Origin of the sequence: Arthrobacter sp. LAPM80, assembly GCF_046736435.1 — a bacterium.
Classification (GTDB): Bacteria; Actinomycetota; Actinomycetes; order Actinomycetales; family Micrococcaceae; genus Specibacter.
The window spans coordinates 89,261-104,629 of sequence record NZ_JBCHVD010000003.1 but is presented as its reverse complement, the minus strand read 5'-3'; the positions used below and the strand labels follow the sequence as shown (position 1 = coordinate 104,629).

General features: G+C 65.2%; 16 protein-coding genes and 1 tRNA gene. 9 read left to right on the top strand and 8 right to left on the bottom strand.

Translation table 11 applies throughout. The features are described from left to right. The first annotated feature begins 1 nt into the window (after position 1). Positions 2-649 (top strand): dihydroxyacetone kinase subunit DhaL, encoded by a 648-nt coding sequence (dhaL, locus tag AAGW05_RS04600; RefSeq protein WP_411803299.1) that lies wholly within the window; start codon positions 2-4, stop codon positions 647-649. After that, entirely contained in the window at positions 646-1,341 is a 696-nt protein-coding gene (gene dhaM, locus AAGW05_RS04595) for a dihydroxyacetone kinase phosphoryl donor subunit DhaM (RefSeq protein WP_411803298.1), read from the top strand. Before dhaL ends, dhaM begins: the two co-directional genes overlap by 4 nt. 15 nt (positions 1,342-1,356) lie before the next feature. Here the strand turns inward: dhaM and AAGW05_RS04590 are convergent, their stop codons facing one another. Continuing rightward, positions 1,357-2,268 (bottom strand): A/G-specific adenine glycosylase, encoded by a 912-nt coding sequence (locus AAGW05_RS04590; RefSeq protein WP_411803297.1) that lies wholly within the window; start codon positions 2,266-2,268, stop codon positions 1,357-1,359. Between the two features lie 215 nt (positions 2,269-2,483). Between AAGW05_RS04590 and AAGW05_RS04585 the strand changes: the two genes are divergently transcribed. Next, complete coding sequence (locus tag AAGW05_RS04585) at positions 2,484-3,191, top strand: hypothetical protein (protein ID WP_411803296.1); 708 nt, start codon at positions 2,484-2,486, stop codon at positions 3,189-3,191. 5 nt (positions 3,192-3,196) lie between these two features. Here the strand turns inward: AAGW05_RS04585 and disA are convergent, their stop codons facing one another. The 3 genes from disA to AAGW05_RS04570 form a co-directional block, all read right to left on the bottom strand. Beyond that, positions 3,197-4,267: a DNA integrity scanning diadenylate cyclase DisA gene (disA, locus tag AAGW05_RS04580; protein WP_411803295.1), complete on the bottom strand. Its 1,071-nt coding sequence runs from the start codon at positions 4,265-4,267 to the stop codon at positions 3,197-3,199. A gap of 206 nt (positions 4,268-4,473) precedes the next feature. Continuing rightward, on the bottom strand, positions 4,474-5,871 hold the full coding sequence (gene radA / locus AAGW05_RS04575) for a DNA repair protein RadA (protein WP_411803294.1): 1,398 nt from the start codon (positions 5,869-5,871) through the stop codon (positions 4,474-4,476). Between the two features lie 39 nt (positions 5,872-5,910). Beyond that, positions 5,911-7,044 carry an FUSC family protein gene (locus AAGW05_RS04570; RefSeq protein ID WP_411803293.1) on the bottom strand — a complete coding sequence of 378 codons (1,134 nt, stop codon included), beginning with the start codon at positions 7,042-7,044 and terminating at the stop codon, positions 5,911-5,913. Positions 7,045-7,243: 199 nt separating this feature from the next. On the opposite strand from AAGW05_RS04570, the gene pstS reads away from it, so the two are divergent. From pstS to AAGW05_RS04545, 5 genes are all read left to right on the top strand, one after another. Further along, entirely contained in the window at positions 7,244-8,362 is a 1,119-nt protein-coding gene (gene pstS / locus AAGW05_RS04565) for a phosphate ABC transporter substrate-binding protein PstS (RefSeq protein ID WP_411803292.1), read from the top strand. Positions 8,363-8,384: 22 nt separating this feature from the next. Further along, positions 8,385-9,317, top strand: coding sequence for a phosphate ABC transporter permease subunit PstC (pstC, locus tag AAGW05_RS04560; RefSeq protein WP_411803291.1), 933 nt, complete (start codon positions 8,385-8,387; stop codon positions 9,315-9,317). Beyond that, entirely contained in the window at positions 9,317-10,423 is a 1,107-nt protein-coding gene (gene pstA, locus AAGW05_RS04555) for a phosphate ABC transporter permease PstA (RefSeq protein WP_411803290.1), read from the top strand. The genes pstC and pstA overlap by 1 nt, the downstream gene beginning before the upstream one ends. Positions 10,424-10,446: 23 nt before the next feature. After that, positions 10,447-11,226, top strand: a complete 780-nt coding sequence (pstB, locus tag AAGW05_RS04550) for a phosphate ABC transporter ATP-binding protein PstB (RefSeq protein ID WP_411803289.1) — start codon at positions 10,447-10,449, stop codon at positions 11,224-11,226. 77 nt (positions 11,227-11,303) lie between these two features. Further along, positions 11,304-12,410 (top strand): hypothetical protein, encoded by a 1,107-nt coding sequence (locus AAGW05_RS04545; protein WP_411803288.1) that lies wholly within the window; start codon positions 11,304-11,306, stop codon positions 12,408-12,410. Positions 12,411-12,555: 145 nt separating this feature from the next. Here the strand turns inward: AAGW05_RS04545 and AAGW05_RS04540 are convergent, their stop codons facing one another. From AAGW05_RS04540 to AAGW05_RS04525, 4 genes are all read right to left on the bottom strand, one after another. Then, positions 12,556-13,563, bottom strand: a complete 1,008-nt coding sequence (locus AAGW05_RS04540; protein ID WP_411803287.1) for an anion permease — start codon at positions 13,561-13,563, stop codon at positions 12,556-12,558. Positions 13,564-13,568: 5 nt separating this feature from the next. Then, positions 13,569-14,186: a DUF47 domain-containing protein gene (locus AAGW05_RS04535; protein ID WP_411803286.1), complete on the bottom strand. Its 618-nt coding sequence runs from the start codon at positions 14,184-14,186 to the stop codon at positions 13,569-13,571. Between the two features lie 190 nt (positions 14,187-14,376). Then, positions 14,377-15,024, bottom strand: a complete 648-nt coding sequence (locus AAGW05_RS04530; RefSeq protein WP_411803285.1) for a hypothetical protein — start codon at positions 15,022-15,024, stop codon at positions 14,377-14,379. Between the two features lie 9 nt (positions 15,025-15,033). Then, entirely contained in the window at positions 15,034-15,165 is a 132-nt protein-coding gene (locus AAGW05_RS04525) for a hypothetical protein (protein WP_411803284.1), read from the bottom strand. Between the two features lie 57 nt (positions 15,166-15,222). Between AAGW05_RS04525 and AAGW05_RS04520 the strand changes: the two genes are divergently transcribed. Continuing rightward, positions 15,223-15,295 (top strand) — tRNA-Lys (locus tag AAGW05_RS04520). Positions 15,296-15,369 lie beyond the last annotated feature (74 nt).

Below are 15,369 nucleotides of genomic sequence, written 5' to 3'. Positions count from 1 at the left end.
GGTGGCACAAACGCTCAACACAGGCTGGGCCGTTGACTGGCTCCGGCGCAGTGCCGCGGTCGTTGCCGAAAACCGGGTCATGCTGATCGAGCTTGACAGGGAAATCGGCGACGGCGACCACGGCGAGAACCTCGACCGCGGCTTCAGCGCGATCGTGGCAAAACTCGACGAGGAGTCGCCCGCAACGCCTGGCGCCGCCTTCAAGCTGGCCGCCATGACTCTGATGTCAAAGGTTGGCGGTGCCGCGGGACCCCTGTATGGTACGGCGTTCCTGCGTGCGGCAACGGCAGTGGGTGACGCGGACGAGCTGGATTCCGGGCTCCTTTCGGCCGCGCTGGCTGCCGCAAGGGACGGCGTGGTGGCCAGGGGCAAGGCCGAGGTGGGGGAGAAGACCATGATCGACGCGTGGACGCCCGCCGTTGACGCCGCCGCGGCTGCGGCAGCCAACGGTCTCAGCCCCGCCCAGACACTTGCCGCTGCTGCTTCGGCCGCACAGTCCGGCGCCGAATCGACCGATCCGCTCATAGCCCGCAAGGGCCGTGCAAGCTACCTCGGGGAACGCGCCATCGGGCACAGGGATCCCGGGGCGGCCTCCTCGGCGCTGATCCTGCAGGCCGCCGCCGATGCAGCGGCAGGGGCAGGGGCATGAACGTCGGGCTCGTGATCGTCTCGCACAGCGCCCAGTTGGCCGCCGGTGTCGTCGAACTTGCTGCACAGATGGCCCGGGATGTGGTTTTGGTGCCCGCGGGAGGCATGGACGACGGCGGCATCGGGACCTCCCTTGAAAAGGTCATGGCAGCGCTGGGGCAGGCGGATTCGGGCGCAGGCGCGGTGGTTCTCACCGACCTGGGATCCGCCGTCATGACGGCGGAGTCGGCGTTGGAATTCCTGGGCAACCCGGAAAACATCCTGCTGGCCGACGCCCCGCTCGTGGAGGGTGCCATCGCGGCTGCCGTCACCGCGCAGGGCGGGGCATCCCTTGCTGCTGTGCGCAAGGCGGCGGAGACGGCACTGAACCCCGGTGCCGAGAAGATCCCTGACCTGGCATCCGCAGCCGGGGGACGTGCCGCACCGGTTCCATCAGGGGCGGTCAGTGCAACGGTGACGCTGATCAATCCGTTGGGCCTGCACGCGAGGCCGGCCGCCGTCCTTGCCGGGGAACTGGGTGCCATGGACGTTGACATCGAGATCAACGGCGTCGACGCGCAGTCGGTCATGATGCTCATGACGCTGGGTGCGGGGCAGGGGACGGAGCTTTCCATGACGGCAACCGGGCCCGACGCCGAACGGGCTGTGGCGCTCGTGACGGCCGAGGTGGGGAACGGCTTCGGCGAGCTCTAGCCTGCTGGTGCGCGGCTAGGCGGGCAGCCGGTAGCCGCTGTCCGTCAGCTGGGCGAGGCCGTCGGAGACAAGTCCGGCGAGGGCGCGCTGCAATTGGGGAGCATGGGTGTTCAGGTCGTGCAGCTTGCCCAGCTCCGGTGCCGCTTCGGCGTGCAGCGCCGCTGCCGCCGGGTCCCACAGCAGGTCCGCATGGATAGGCGAAGCTGACGCACGCAGGACCGCCATGACAGCCCCGCGCACCTGCCTGTCCGTGCCGGCCCATGGCTGCCCCTTGGGAATGTAGGTGGGTTCGGGCTGGCCCGCGGCAATCCACGCACACTTCTCAAGCACGGGGCAGTCTGCGCATTTTGGGCTGCGGGCGGTGCAGAGAAGTGCGCCCAACTCCATCACTGAAGCGTTCCACAGCACCGATTCGGCGACATCCTCCGGCAACAGATCGGCGGCCAGTGCCATCTCGGCCGCAGTCAGCGCGGGTGCCGGCAACGCCTGTCCAATGACCAGGCGGGCATGGACACGCCGAATGTTGGTGTCAACCACGGTGGTGCGCCGGCCAAAGGCGAAGGCGGCAACCGCAGCTGCCGTGTAGGTGCCGACGCCGGGGAGTTCCAGCAGCTCATCGTAAGTATCGGGCACGGCGCCCCTGTGCTTTTCAACGATCTCCATGGCGGCGGCATGCAGGCGAAGCGCCCGGCGGGGGTAACCCAACTTTCCCCACGCGCGAAGCACGTCGGCTGCAGGGGCTGCGGCAAAGTCGGCGGGGGTGGGCCAGCGCCCAAGCCATTCCTCCCAGACAGGCTGCACCCGGACGACAGGGGTTTGCTGCAGCATGATTTCACTGACAAGGATGCCCCAGGCCGAGCAGTCGCCGCGCCATGGCAGGTCCCTCGCCTCGCGCTTGAACCATTCCTGGATTTCGGTGTACACCATGCTCCTTGCGACGAGTTGTCCTTTATCGGCCCCGGCTCTTGCCGTGCTGCGTCCGGCCTGCGCCGGAACAGCATTACAACTCTAGGTCACGCCCTGTCGCTGGCCAGTCCAGATCTTGGTGCTCGAGCAAGCCCGTTGCGCTCTGTGAGCATTGCAACCGGCGGCGTGGCGGCGTGGTTTGCGCCTCTTGACCCTGCCTTCGATAGTCTTGGAACGTGGGAACAACAGGGAAAACCGGACCGGGCAAGGGCCCCTCGCCGAAGCCTGCCCCGAAGACAGCCGCCCAACAGCGGCCGAGAACCCCGTCCGCGCAAGCGGCCAAGCCGCAGGTTTCCTCGATGGTCTACCGCCGGCGACGCCTTGTCGTGGCAATCCTGGCCCTGCTGGTTGTTGGCGGACTTGTGGCTGGCGGCTTCTATATCGCCGGGCTGCTTGGGCTTGGCTCAAAGGACGGCGCCGTATCCGCCCCGGTCGCCACCGGCAGCCCGGCGCAGGCCAAGCCGGCAGCGAAACCCGGGACCCCGCCGTCGGCCGTGTGCGATGAATCCGGCATTAAGGTGAGCGCCGCCGTCGACAAGCCCTCCTATGGTGCCGACGAAGAGCCGGTCCTGACCCTGCGGGTGACAAATTCCGGCAAGGCATCGTGCGACATCAACGTCGGCACCAGCCAAATGCAATACCAAATCACCAGCGGCGAGGACATCATCTACAACTCGAAGTTCTGCCAGGTTGACCCGAGCGACCTGGTGAAGACCCTGGCTCCCGGCGCTTCCGAATCGGCCAACATGGTGTGGAAGGTCAAGCGCAACGCGCCTGATTGCGCCAAGGTCGTGAGCCAGCCCGGGCGAGGCGGCGCCACTTATTCATTGGTGGCAACCCTCGGCAAGTGGTCGAGTGAAAAGGTTACCTTCACACTGCAATAAGCGGTTTAGAGGAAGCGGTCAAGCAGGCTTGCCTCGGCGATGCGCGAAAGGCCCTCACGGACATTGCGGGCACGCAATTCGCCAATGCCATCAACCATCATGAGCTCGTCGATCGTGGCGGCCATCAGGTTCTGCAGCCCGCCAAAGTGGTCAACGAGACGGCCGGCAACGGCACGGGGAACCGCCTTCAATCCCGAAACCAGGCGGTAGCCGCGGGGCTGGATGATGGCCTCGAGGGCGTCATTGCCGCTGGGCAGGCCAACAATTGATGCGATGAGGTTCAGGTCGATCAGGTCAGCCTGGTCGATTTCCTGAAGTGCCACGACGGCTGCGTCGACGTCGGTGGTTTCGGGGTCGGTGTAGTCGCGGATGACAGTGTCGGCGCCGGAGCCGCGGGTGGTTGAAAGCTCCTCCAACTGCAGGGAAAGCAAACGTCCGTCAACGCCAAGTTCAAGGACGTACTGTGCAATTTCCTCGGAAATGCGGCGCACCATCTCATGGCGTTGCAAGGTGATGGCCACGTCGCGGACGGTGACCATGGCCTCGATCTCAAGGGCCGAGAGGGAACTTGTCACCTGGTCGAGGCGGGCGCGGTAGCGTTCAAGGGTTGCCAGGGCCTGGTTGGCGCGGGCGAGGACCTTTTCCGACCCTTCCAACACGTAGCGCAGTCCGTCAACGTAAAGGGCAATGATCTGCATTGACTGGCTGACCGAAACAACCGGCACGCCGGTCTGGATGGCGACGCGCTCCGCGGTGCGGTGGCGGGTGCCTGATTCCTGGGTCTCGATGCTGGGGTCCGGGACCAGCTGGACGGCGGCACGCAGGATTTTGGTGGCATCCTTGTCGCACACTATGGCGCCATCCATTTTGGCCAGCTCACGAAGGCTGGTCGCGGCAAAGTCGATGCCAATTTCAAAGCCGCCGGAGCAGAGGCTTTCAATGGTTTTATCGGAACCAAGCACAATGAGTGCACCCGTGCGTCCGCGAAGAATGCGCTCCAACCCGTCACGCAGCGGGGTCCCCGGCGCGACACGGGCAAGAGTGGCTTTAAGGGCCTCTTCGGGACTGCGTTGCATGGGTGGTTCCTTCTTTTCGAGCGCGGGAATCCGCACAAGTCACAATGCCCATAGTAGTGGGAACGAGGCACCAATACAGGTCCGAAAGACCATGGCGGAAGCGGATCTTGACCGATCTGTGTCTTTTCCTCCCGTTACCGGATGGTAAGCCGCCGGGACCGGCGCCGCACCGGCCATGCGAGGGGCCGTCAGTGCCGCTTTCCGGGCTAGTGGGAGCCGTGCAAAATGATCTCCGTCGCCTCGGCAATGTGCTCAATTTCCTTGACTGTGAAGTCGGGGGGAATGACGCCGGGACCTGCCGCACTCAAGGGTACGAGTGCGTGCGTGTAACCGAGCCGGCTGGCCTCGTGGATGCGCTGGTTGATGCCCGGCACCGGACGCACCTCCCCGGCCAGCCCCACCTCACCGAAGGCAACCATTTTGGCGTGGACCGGCATGTTGGTTTTCGCCGAAACTATGGACAGCGCCACGGCAAGGTCCATGGCGGGTTCGCTCAGGCGGGCACCGCCCACGGTGGCCACATAGCTGTCGTCGGCGTCCAGGCGCAGGCCCGCCCTTTGCTGCAGGACAGCCAGCAGCATGCCGATGCGGGTGGAATCCAGCCCGCTCACAGTCCGCCGGGGCTGTGAACCCAGAGAAGGCGTCAGCAGCGCCTGGACCTCGGCCAGCAACGGCCGCCGGCCCTCCATTGTCACTGTGATGCAGGTTCCGGAGACAGGCTGGGAGGTCCTGGAGGTGAACAGGCCGCTGGGATCGGCAAGGCCTTGGATGCCGTCATCGGTCAGGTCAAAGCAGCCGACCTCGTCGGTCTGTCCGTACCTGTTCTTGATTGCGCGCAGCAGACGCAGGCGGGAGTGCCGCTCGCCGTCGAACTGGCAGACCACGTCCACCAGGTGTTCGAGCAGGCGCGGCCCGGCGATGGAGCCGTCCTTTGTCACGTGCCCCACCAGCAGGGTTGTCATGTTCAGGCGCTTGGCCGCGGCAATGAGCGACGCCGCCACCTCGCGCACCTGCGACACCCCGCCGGCACTGCCGTCCACAAGGGCACTGCTGAAGGTCTGCACCGAATCCACGATCAACAGGGCCGGCTGCACCGCCTCGACCTGGCCAAGTGCCGTGCCAAGGTCGGTTTCGGCCCCAAGGTAGAGGGTGTCCGCGACTGCGCCAATACGCTCGGCCCGCAGCTTGACCTGGGCGGCCGATTCCTCACCCGTCAGGTACAGCACCTTTTTCGTCGCCTGGCCGTGCTCGTTGCGGGCAAATTTCGCCGCAACGTCAAGGAGCAGCGTGGATTTTCCGACGCCGGGTTCCCCCGCAAGCAGGATGACCGCACCCGGGACCATGCCCCCGCCAAGGACGCGGTCAAGCTCGGGCACGCCGGTGAGGTTGTGGGCGGCCTGGGACGCGTCAACCTCTGAAATCAGCTGGGCCGGGTTCACCACTGAGGTGGCAGCGGTTGTCCGCACGACAACCGTGCCAACCTCCTCCAGGGTTCCCCACGCCTGGCATTCGCCGCAGCGTCCCACCCATTTAACGGCCGTCCAGCCGCACTCGGCGCAGCGGAAGTTTTGCCCGGCGTTAGTTTTTGCGCTCTTTGTTGCCATGGTCCAAGCCTATCGCCGGGCACTGACACTGGCGCCCGGCTACAGCTCCGGCAGCTGCTCCCTGGCGTCGGCGGGGTCCATCCTGGCCGCTTCCAGCAGATCAACCATGAGCGTGCGGAACAACAGCACCAGGGTTTCGCCCTCCATGCGCGTGATCTCAAGGGTTTTTGGATGCAGTCGTGAGGCGATGTCGGCCAGGGAGTCACGGGTGTGGGTCAGGCTGGCGAGGGTGGTTGACTCGGAGAGGGCCGCGGCGAGCTCGTCCACGGCAGCCGCCGTCTCCGATATGACCTCGGCCAGGTGGACAGTGCCGGCGTCGGACAGGGCGGCATTGTTGATGACGCTGGCCAGGCGGCGCGCGAGCACACGGCTCGAACGCATGGCGTAGTCAACGTGGACCATGAGCTTCTCCATCCCCTCGACCTCCTGCCGGTGCCGCCGGTAAAGGGGCGAGAGCGTGGCAATCTCCACCGAACCGCGCAGGCCCTGGCGCATGGCGTCGATGAGCGGCTGCTGGCTGCGGGCACGGACAAGGGCATGCCAGGCGGTGGTGGAATCGTTGTATGACAGGGCGGAGGCACATTCGCGAAGCACCAGGGAGAGCTCGCCGAGGACCTCCTTGAGGTCGTCCTTGGGTTCCCTGCGGGGGTCCCTGGGCGCAAGGAACGTGAGGATCAGGGCAAAACAACCACCCACGACGGCGTCAATGCTGCGGGTGAACGGCCCGCCTGCCGAAATGGGCAGCAGAACCACCAGCAGTGACTGCAGCGCCAGCTGGGTGGTGAAAATTGCGCCGCTGTCCAGGAACCGTGCAAGCAGGACCGACAAAAAGACCACCAGGGCCGCCTGCCAAATCCCCGAGCCGAGCAGATGCAACAGGAAGTCGCCCAGGACAATGCCAATGGTGCAGCCCAGGCCGACCTCAAGCACGCGGCGCAGACGCGGATCCCGGGTGAAACCCAGGGCAATGATGGCGCTTGTCGCGGCAAACAGGGGGTTCTGGTGGCCAAGGACGATTTCCGAGAAATAGTAGGCACCCACGGCGCAGACTGCCATCAGCAGAGCCCGGACGACGGAACTGTAGCTGCGGCGCAGTCCCAAGCGGACGCGGCGCTTCAGGAACAGTACGGTTGCGGCCGGGCGGGTTAACTCCGCCTGCGCTGACTCTGGCATGCTGCCCAGTCTATTCTTCGCCGCCCGACACCGCGCGCCGGGGCCTCCAGGGGCACTGATGTGACCGGCGTCGTGCCCGAAAACCAAGAATCCCCGAAGCGTTAACCTTCCGTTCACTTGGGACGGGGTGTTGCGTTACCTCGGGCTCTTAGTGTCAAGGGGTAATGAGTCGAAAGCAACCCATCGAAGAGGTAAAAGCGTGAAGGCACTTCACATTGGCCGCGTGGCAGCAGTTCTGACCGTCGGCGCATTGGCACTGACAGCCTGCGGCACCGACAACGTTGTGAGCCCCGGCAACGGCGGAACGACGCCGGCAGCCACCGGCGCTTCAGTCACCGGCACATTGACCGGAACGGGCGCCACCTCGGTTTCCGCCGCCATGGACGCGTGGATGGCCGGCTTCAAGTCCGCCAACCCGAACGCCAAGGTCCAGTACTCACCTGAAGGCTCCGGCGCCGGACGCAAGGCCCTGATCGCAGGCGCCGTGCAGTTCGCCGGATCGGACGCCTACCTTAAGGACGCCGAGCTGACCGCAGCCAAGGCCACCTGCGGGCCCGACGGCGCCATCAACGTCCCCTGGTACATCTCCCCGATCGCCGTGGCCTTCAACGTCCCCGGCGTCACGGACCTCAAGCTCGACGCTGACACGATCGCCAAGATCTTCCGCGGCGAGATCAAGAACTGGAACGACCCCGCCATCAAGGCCTCCAACGCGACGGCGACCCTGCCTGACCTGGCCATCACCCCCGTGCACCGCTCGGACAACTCCGGCACCACGCAGAACTTCACCGACTACCTGGGCGCAGCCGCCAAGAGCGTCTGGTCGGATGCAGCCTCGGGCGACTGGCCCACGGCACTGCCGGGAGAAAACGCCAAGGGCACCTCCGGCGTCGTCAAGACAGTCACGGAGACCGCCGGCGCCATCACGTACGCCGATGACTCCGCCATCACAGGCAACCTCGGCAAGGTCGAGCTGAAGGTTGGCGAGAACTACGTCGCCGTCAGTGCCGAAGCAGCCGCCAAGGCAGTCGACGCGGCCAAGCCTGTTGAAGGCCGCAACACCAGCGACCTGTCCCTGAAGCTTGACCGCACCACCACGGTGGCAGGCGCCTACCCGGCAGTCCTGGTCTCCTACGGCGTGTTCTGCTCCACCTACAAGGACGCCGCAACCGTTGACCTGGTCAAGGCCTTCGGTGCGTTCGCCCTCAGCGACGCCGGCCAGAAGGAGGCGGCAGCCGCCGCCAAGAGCGCGCCGCTGTCCGCAACCCTCGCCACCAAGGCGAAGGCTGCCATCGAGTCCATCAGCGTCGCCAAGTAACGGCCGAACAAAAGGTATTAGATTGTCCACCACAAAGCCCGCCAGCCGGGCCCGATCAGGCCGCGCCGGAGACAAAGTGTTCTCCGGCGCGGCCCTGGGTGCTGGCGCACTGATTGTGGCCGTACTGTTCGCCGTTGCCCTGTTCCTGATCGTTCAGGCCATGCCGACCTTCGCCGCGCCAGCAGCCGAGATCACCGGGGGAAACGGCTTCGTCGCCTACATCTTCCCCATCGTCATCGGAACGCTCATCGCGGCCACGATCGCCCTGATCATCGCCACCCCGATCGGTGTCGCCGTGGCCTTGTTCATCTCCCACTATGCGCCGCGCAAACTGGCCCGCGGGCTGGGCTATGTGGTGGACCTGCTCGCCGCAATCCCTTCGGTTGTCTACGGTGCCTGGGGAGCGAGCTTCCTTGCCTCACAGCTGAAGGTCCCTTACCAGTGGCTGGCCGACAACCTCGGCTGGATCCCCATCTTTGGCGGACCGGCCTCAAGCACCGGCAAGACCATCCTGACAGCGGGAGTCGTGCTCGCGGTCATGGTCCTGCCCATCATTGCCTCACTGACCCGTGAAATTTTCCTCCAGACCCCCATGCTGCACCAGGAAGCGGCGCTGGCATTGGGCGCCACCCGTTGGGAAATGATCCGCATGGCAGTACTGCCCTTCGCCCGCGGCGGCATCATCAGCGCCGTCATGCTGGGCCTTGGCCGCGCACTGGGTGAAACCATGGCCGTGGCGCTCGTCCTCTCCTCCGGACCGTTGATCGGCTCACTGATCCGCTCCGGAAACCAGACAATCGCGGCGGAGATCGCCCTGGACTTCCCCGAAGCATTTGGCCTGCGCATGCACGAACTCATCGCTGCCGGCCTGGTCCTGTTCGTCATCACGCTCGCCGTCAACATGGTGGCCCGTTGGATCATCAACCGCCACAAAGAATTCTCGGGAGCCAACTAATGGCCACGCTCATGACCGAACGCAAACGCTCCGCACTCACCCGCGGCCACCTGCCCCGCTCCACCCCGTACATTGTCGCCGGCAGCGCCATAGTGGTGGCGGCCGCGCTCATGTCCCTCATCGGCTTCAACGTCTTTGGCTGGGCCGTGCTCTCCGCGGTGCTGTTCGCCGCGGGCAATGTGGTGAGCTCCGCCGTCGTCGAGGGTCGCCGCAAGGCCGTCGACAGGCTGGCCACCTCGCTCGTGCTCGGGGCCTTCCTCGTGGCGCTGCTGCCGCTTGTGTCGGTGATCTGGACCGTTCTTGTCAACGGCATTCCCGGCCTGTTGACCCCCGGCTTCCTGACCACGTCTATGAATGGCGTGACGGGCGCCGTTGACAACGCCTCAGTCACCAACCACACCCCGGTAGTTGGCGGTGTCTACCACGCCCTGGTTGGCTCGGTCCTGATCACCCTGTGGGCGACCATCATCTCAGTGCCGGTTGGCCTGCTGACAGCCATCTACCTGGTGGAATACAGCGCCGGCAACAAGTTCTCCAAGGTCATCACGTTCCTTGTCGACGTCATGACGGGCATCCCCTCGATCGTGGCCGGCCTGTTTGCCGCCGCCTTCTTCGCCATGCTCCTTGGGCCGGGCGCCAAGACCGGGTTCGTGGCCGCCGTCGCCCTTTCGGTGCTCATGATCCCGGTGGTGGTGCGCTCAAGCGAGGAAATGCTCAAAATTGTCCCGAACGAGCTGCGCGAGGCCGCCTACGCGCTGGGTGTCCGCAAGTGGCGCACCATCTTGAAGGTTGTCATTCCGACGGCGATCTCAGGTATAGCCTCAGGTGTCACCCTGGCCATCGCCCGGGTCATCGGCGAGACAGCGCCCCTGCTGGTCACCGCCGGGTTCGCAACGACCATCAACATGAACGTGTTTGGCGGCTGGATGGCATCCCTGCCGACGTTCATCTACACGCAGATCATGAACCCCACGTCGCCGTCCAACGCGGACCCGTCGACACAACGGGCCTGGGCCGCGGCGCTGCTGCTGATCATCCTCGTCATGCTCCTGAACCTCGGCGCCCGCCTTGTGGCCCGCATCTTTGCGCCCAAAACCGGCCGCTAACTTTTCTTAGAAGGAACCACACCATGTCCAAACGTATTGATGTCAGCGATTTGAATGTCTACTACGGCGATTTTCGTGCCGTGGAGGACGTCAACATCACCCTCGACGCCAAGAGCGTCACCGCCTTCATCGGCCCCTCGGGCTGTGGCAAGTCAACCTTCCTGCGCACCCTGAACCGCATGCACGAGGTCATCCCCGGCGCCCGCGTCGAGGGCAAGGTGCTGCTCGACGGCGACAACCTGTACGGCGACGGCGTCGACCCGGTGACTGTGCGCAGCCAGATTGGCATGGTGTTCCAGCGTCCCAACCCATTCCCCACCATGAGCATCCGCGACAACGTGCTGGCCGGTGTGAAGCTGAACAGCCGCCGCATGCCAAAGTCTGACGCCGACGAGCTCGTCGAGAAGTCGCTGCGCAGCGCCAACCTGTGGAACGAGGTCAAGGACCGCCTCGAAAAGCCCGGCTCCGGGCTCTCAGGCGGCCAGCAGCAACGCCTGTGCATTGCACGCGCCATCGCGGTGTCCCCGGACGTGATCCTCATGGACGAGCCATGCTCGGCCCTGGACCCGATCTCAACGCTCGCCATTGAGGACCTCATCAACGAGCTCAAGGACGAGTACACGGTGGTCATCGTCACACACAACATGCAGCAGGCGGCCCGCGTCTCCGACAAGACGGCGTTCTTCAACATCGCAGGCACCGGCAAGCCCGGCAAACTGATTGAATTTGCCGAGACGGCAACCATCTTCAACAACCCCTCGCAGAAGTCCACCGAGGACTACGTCTCCGGCCGCTTCGGATAACCGGGCGCGGGCCACTGTGACGGCGCCGTTAGGGGCTGGAATCTGCAGCTCCGGGAAGGCAGCGATATGGTGAAAACATGACTTCCCTTCCTGCCGTCAGCGGCGCCCACCTCGTCGGATCCATCAACCAGCCCACAGCGGCGGACACCCTGCGCGTTGTTGCCGAGAACCTCGGCGCCCACGCTGCACGCATTCCTGACGGCGAAGTGGGCGAACGCTTCCACTGGATGCTTTTCCAGGGAACGCGGTTCGACGCCGTGGACGGGCTCTCGCGGGTGGCCATCGACCCCATCGTGCGCGCAGGCTTCGATGTGCGCCCCACTGTCCTTGACGGCAGCGTGCCGGCCGAAGAGTTGACGTTTGGCCCCCTGGGTTACGCCTCGGCAGCACTGGCCGCCTACGAAGACTTCAAGTCCCTGCGCGATGCAGGCACCATCGATGCCGGCACGCGTTTCCAGGTTTGCCTGCCCACGCCGCTTGCCCCGCTGTCCGTATTTGTGGTTCCCGCAGACCAGCCTGCCGTGTACCCGGCCTACGAGGCAGCCCTTGAGCGCGAGATCGCCGAAATTGTCGCCGGGATCCCGGCCGCAGACCTGGCGGTCCAGATCGACCTGGCCACCGAGTTCTCCTACATCGAGCAGGTGTCCATGGGCGGGCGCAAGCCGTTCCCCTGGTTCGTCGAGGGACTTGCCGCCGGGGCAGAGGCCGCGCCGGCCGACATCATCGCAGGGTGCACCGCGCTCGCCGCCGCGATGGCCAACACGGTACCGGCCGACGTGCAGTTCGGCATCCACCTTTGTTACGGTGACGTCGCCGAGAAGCACTTCGTTGAGCCCGCCGACGCAGCCAACCTGACCGCCGTGGCCAACGCACTGTCCGCGAAGATCACCCGCCCCATCGACTTCCTGCACCTGCCGGTGCCGATCGAGCGCGACGACGCCGAGTACTTCGCCCCGCTCCGCGCACTTGAGTTGCACCCCGAAACAACTCTTTACCTGGGCCTTGTGCACCACGAGGACGGTGTTGCAGGCGCAACCAAGCGCATCGCAGCCGCCCGTCCGGCCCTGGCCGGTTTTGAGTCATTTGGCATTGCCACCGAATGCGGCTTTGGTCGCGGCCCCGCCGAGCGCACGGCACCCCTGCTGCGCCTGCACGCCGAGGTCATCGAAGCGGCCAACGTGTAAGCCACCCTCTGCTGCCCCCGGCGATCCGTTCTGCGTTGAGTTGGAGGTTGAGTTTTGCGCACAACACTGTTGTGCGCAAAACTCCAGTCCAGCTCAACGCAGGGGAGTGCAGGCGTGGATCCGGGCACAAAGATGCCAGCAGCGCTCAGGCCAGCGGCGAAAGCGCCAGGAAGAACACCGCGCCCAGCGCCAGGCAGACAACGGGCGTGGCGATCCAGGCGCCGGCAATGCGCAGCAGCACGCGGGCGTTGGTCGACGCGAAGCGCTGGTTGGCCCCGGCCCCGGTGATGGCGGCGGTGACGGTGTGCGTTGTGGACAGCGGCATGTGCAGGCCAATGGCGCCAATAAACAGCAGGCCCGCGCCGACCAGTTGGGCCACAAAACCGCGCATGGGGTCGATACGGACCAGGCGGTGGCCCAGTGTGTAGGAGATCCGCCACCCGCCAAACAAGGTTCCGGCTGCCAGCAGCACGGCGGTGAAGATGGGCACCCACAGGGGAATGTCCCCGGCACCGATGGTCCCCGCGGCCACCAGCGCAAACAGGACAACAGCCGTCGTGCGCTGGCCGTCCTGGAGGCCGTGGCCAAAGGCAACAGCCGCGCCTGCAACCGACTGGAGCTGCCTGGTGCGCCGGTTCACACGGTGGGGGGCTGTGTTCCGTGCGGCCCAGGACGTCGGGTAGACCGCGGCGAAACCCAGGATAAACGCCACAATGGGGGACACCAGCAGCGGCAGCAGCACCAGGGTCACCATGGTCGTGTTGATGCCCTGCAGCGGGGGCTCGCCAATGAGCGCGGACCCCAGCGATGCGCCCACCAGGGCGCTGATCAGGGCATGCGTGGACGACGACGGATACCCGCGCCACCACAGGTAGATGCCCCACAGGATGGCCCCAATGAGCGCGGCAAGCAGCAGGATCAGCCCATTATTGCCGGGCGGAACGGTGAACAGCCTGTTGGCGAACGCCGCGGTCAACGCCACGCTTGAGAGTGCCCCGAGGCAGTTGAACACTGCCGCCAGCAGCACCGCGATGGACGGCGTCAGTGCCCGCGTCCGCACCGAAAGCGCGACGGCGGAGGAGGCATCGCGAAAACCGTTAAGGAACGCGAAAACGGCCGCCGTGGCGATGACGGCACTGAGCAGGAAAACCACCTGGCTCAGGATTCCTTGACGATGATGCTGCCCACCTGCGTGGCAACGGCGCGCATCTGGCGGCTGGCGGCCGCGAGCTGGTCGGCCAGCGAGCGGTATTTTGCGAAGGTTGTGGGGCTGTGGGCATCAAGCAGTTCGGCAATGACCACCCTGTGGGTGTGGTCTGCGCGCTTGGCCAGGCGCAGGACCTCAAGCCAGTAGTCCTCAAGGCTGTCGAGGTCATTCAGGGCCTTCATCGCAGCGGCCGTCAGTTCCGCCTGCCGCGAGAGAATTTCAAGTTGGTCACTGACCCGGGCGGGAAGGCGCTCCAGGGTGTACAGCTCGATGACTTCCCCTGCACCTGTCAGTATTTCACTTGTTCCGTTGAGCAACTGGCCCAGGGTGTACAGGTCCTCGCGCGGGAGCGGGTTGATGAAGCTGGTGCGCATGCCCGTCAGGAGTGTGGCGAAGCTGGCCGTGGAGGCGGCTTCCTCCCGGCGCAGTGACTCGGTGAGGGAGGGGAAATCCGCACGGCCTGCACCGAGCAGTTCCGCGAGTGTTTGCGTGCCGGCCATGATGCGCTCTGACATGCTGGCCAGCGCCTGAAGTCCGGCAGTCTCCTGCGGGAAGAGTCGAAGCTTCACTGGGGGGCCTTCGTGTTGGCGGACCAAGGAAATCCTATGGATTCAGGGCATAAAAGTGGTGTCGAACCGGGAGCGCCTCTCGGCACTGGGCCGCTCGTAGCGGCTATAAAATGGAGCCCGGGGGTTCCACGGTTCGACACCGCTTTCAGTCTTGTACGTCTTGGCCCCACTGTCAACTGGGGCCCGTGGACTAGTCAAGTTCGCCCTTGCGCCAGGCCTTGGCAGCACCCTCGAGATCCTCGGCCGTGCGCACCAATTGGTGGGCTTTTTTTGTCAGGGCCGCCGAATGCTCAAAGTGGGCAGCCTCACGTTCGGCAGCCAGTGTGGCCTGGCCCAGTGCGACAACCCGGCAAAACGCGGCCGAGCGTTCAAGCGCAACGTCGAAGTCGCCGTCGAACGCGCCGGAAAGAATGGCGTCGGCCATGTCGGTGATCTCCTTGGGGCCGGGCGGCTCCGCAACGCCTGCCACGACATTTGCGACCTGTGCCGTGTGTTGGCCGGCCTTGAAGAAGATGCTGATGCCCTCGGGGTCCTGCTGGGCGGCCGCGCGCAGGGCATACAGCCGCCACAGTGCTCCGGGCAGGGATCGGGCCGGGCTTGCCGCCCAGATCTCTGCAATGGACTCCAGACCCTGCTTGTCGGCAAGCTTAACCAGGCGCTTGGTCACCTCGGGGTCGTTGCTGGCCCGGCCGCTGTGCACCAGCGCGCTGGCGGCAAGGTGTGCCGCCTCGGATACGCGTGCCGGATCGGGGCCACCTGGATACGGCTCAAAGTCTGCGGGCGCAAACGGCACCGGCTTGTGCGGCCGGGGGGCATTGCTGGCTGGTCGATCATTCATGACACGACACTACCCCTGCCACACGGCGCGGTCGAGATAGTTGGCCAGCATGTGTGGAAAACGCTGCCCATTGGTTGCCGGTGCAGGGGCAGGGCGGGAACCGCCGCGCGCAATCGTTGGTGCAATTGCGTTCTGGTGCATGGCGTGCGGTAGTCTAAATTCCGACAACTTTTCCCTGGGAGGGGTTGCCGTTAGGTCGGGCCTTTAGCTCAGTTGGTAGAGCATCGGACTTTTAATCCGTGGGTCATGGGTTCGAGCCCCATAGGGCCCACCGACTTTGTGAAAATGCTGTCGTTTGATGGAAATGACGTGGATCAAACCATGTCGAGTCCGTCAAGCGGCAGC

Bases quoted from the DNA above. Each gene is read 5' to 3' on its own strand.
- dhaM (WP_411803298.1), top strand. From the start codon at position 646: ATGAACGTCGGGCTCGTGATCGTCTCGCACAGCGCCCAGTTGGCCGCC.
- AAGW05_RS04590 (WP_411803297.1), bottom strand. From the start codon at position 2,268: ATGGTGTACACCGAAATCCAGGAATGGTTCAAGCGCGAGGCGAGGGAC.
- disA (WP_411803295.1), bottom strand. From the start codon at position 4,267: ATGCAACGCAGTCCCGAAGAGGCCCTTAAAGCCACTCTTGCCCGTGTC.
- radA (WP_411803294.1), bottom strand. From the start codon at position 5,871: ATGGCAACAAAGAGCGCAAAAACTAACGCCGGGCAAAACTTCCGCTGC.
- AAGW05_RS04570 (WP_411803293.1), bottom strand. From the start codon at position 7,044: ATGCCAGAGTCAGCGCAGGCGGAGTTAACCCGCCCGGCCGCAACCGTA.
- pstA (WP_411803290.1), top strand. From the start codon at position 9,317: ATGGCCACGCTCATGACCGAACGCAAACGCTCCGCACTCACCCGCGGC.
- pstB (WP_411803289.1), top strand. From the start codon at position 10,447: ATGTCCAAACGTATTGATGTCAGCGATTTGAATGTCTACTACGGCGAT.
- AAGW05_RS04545 (WP_411803288.1), top strand. From the start codon at position 11,304: ATGACTTCCCTTCCTGCCGTCAGCGGCGCCCACCTCGTCGGATCCATC.
- AAGW05_RS04530 (WP_411803285.1), bottom strand. From the start codon at position 15,024: ATGAATGATCGACCAGCCAGCAATGCCCCCCGGCCGCACAAGCCGGTG.
- AAGW05_RS04525 (WP_411803284.1), bottom strand. From the start codon at position 15,165: ATGCACCAGAACGCAATTGCACCAACGATTGCGCGCGGCGGTTCCCGC.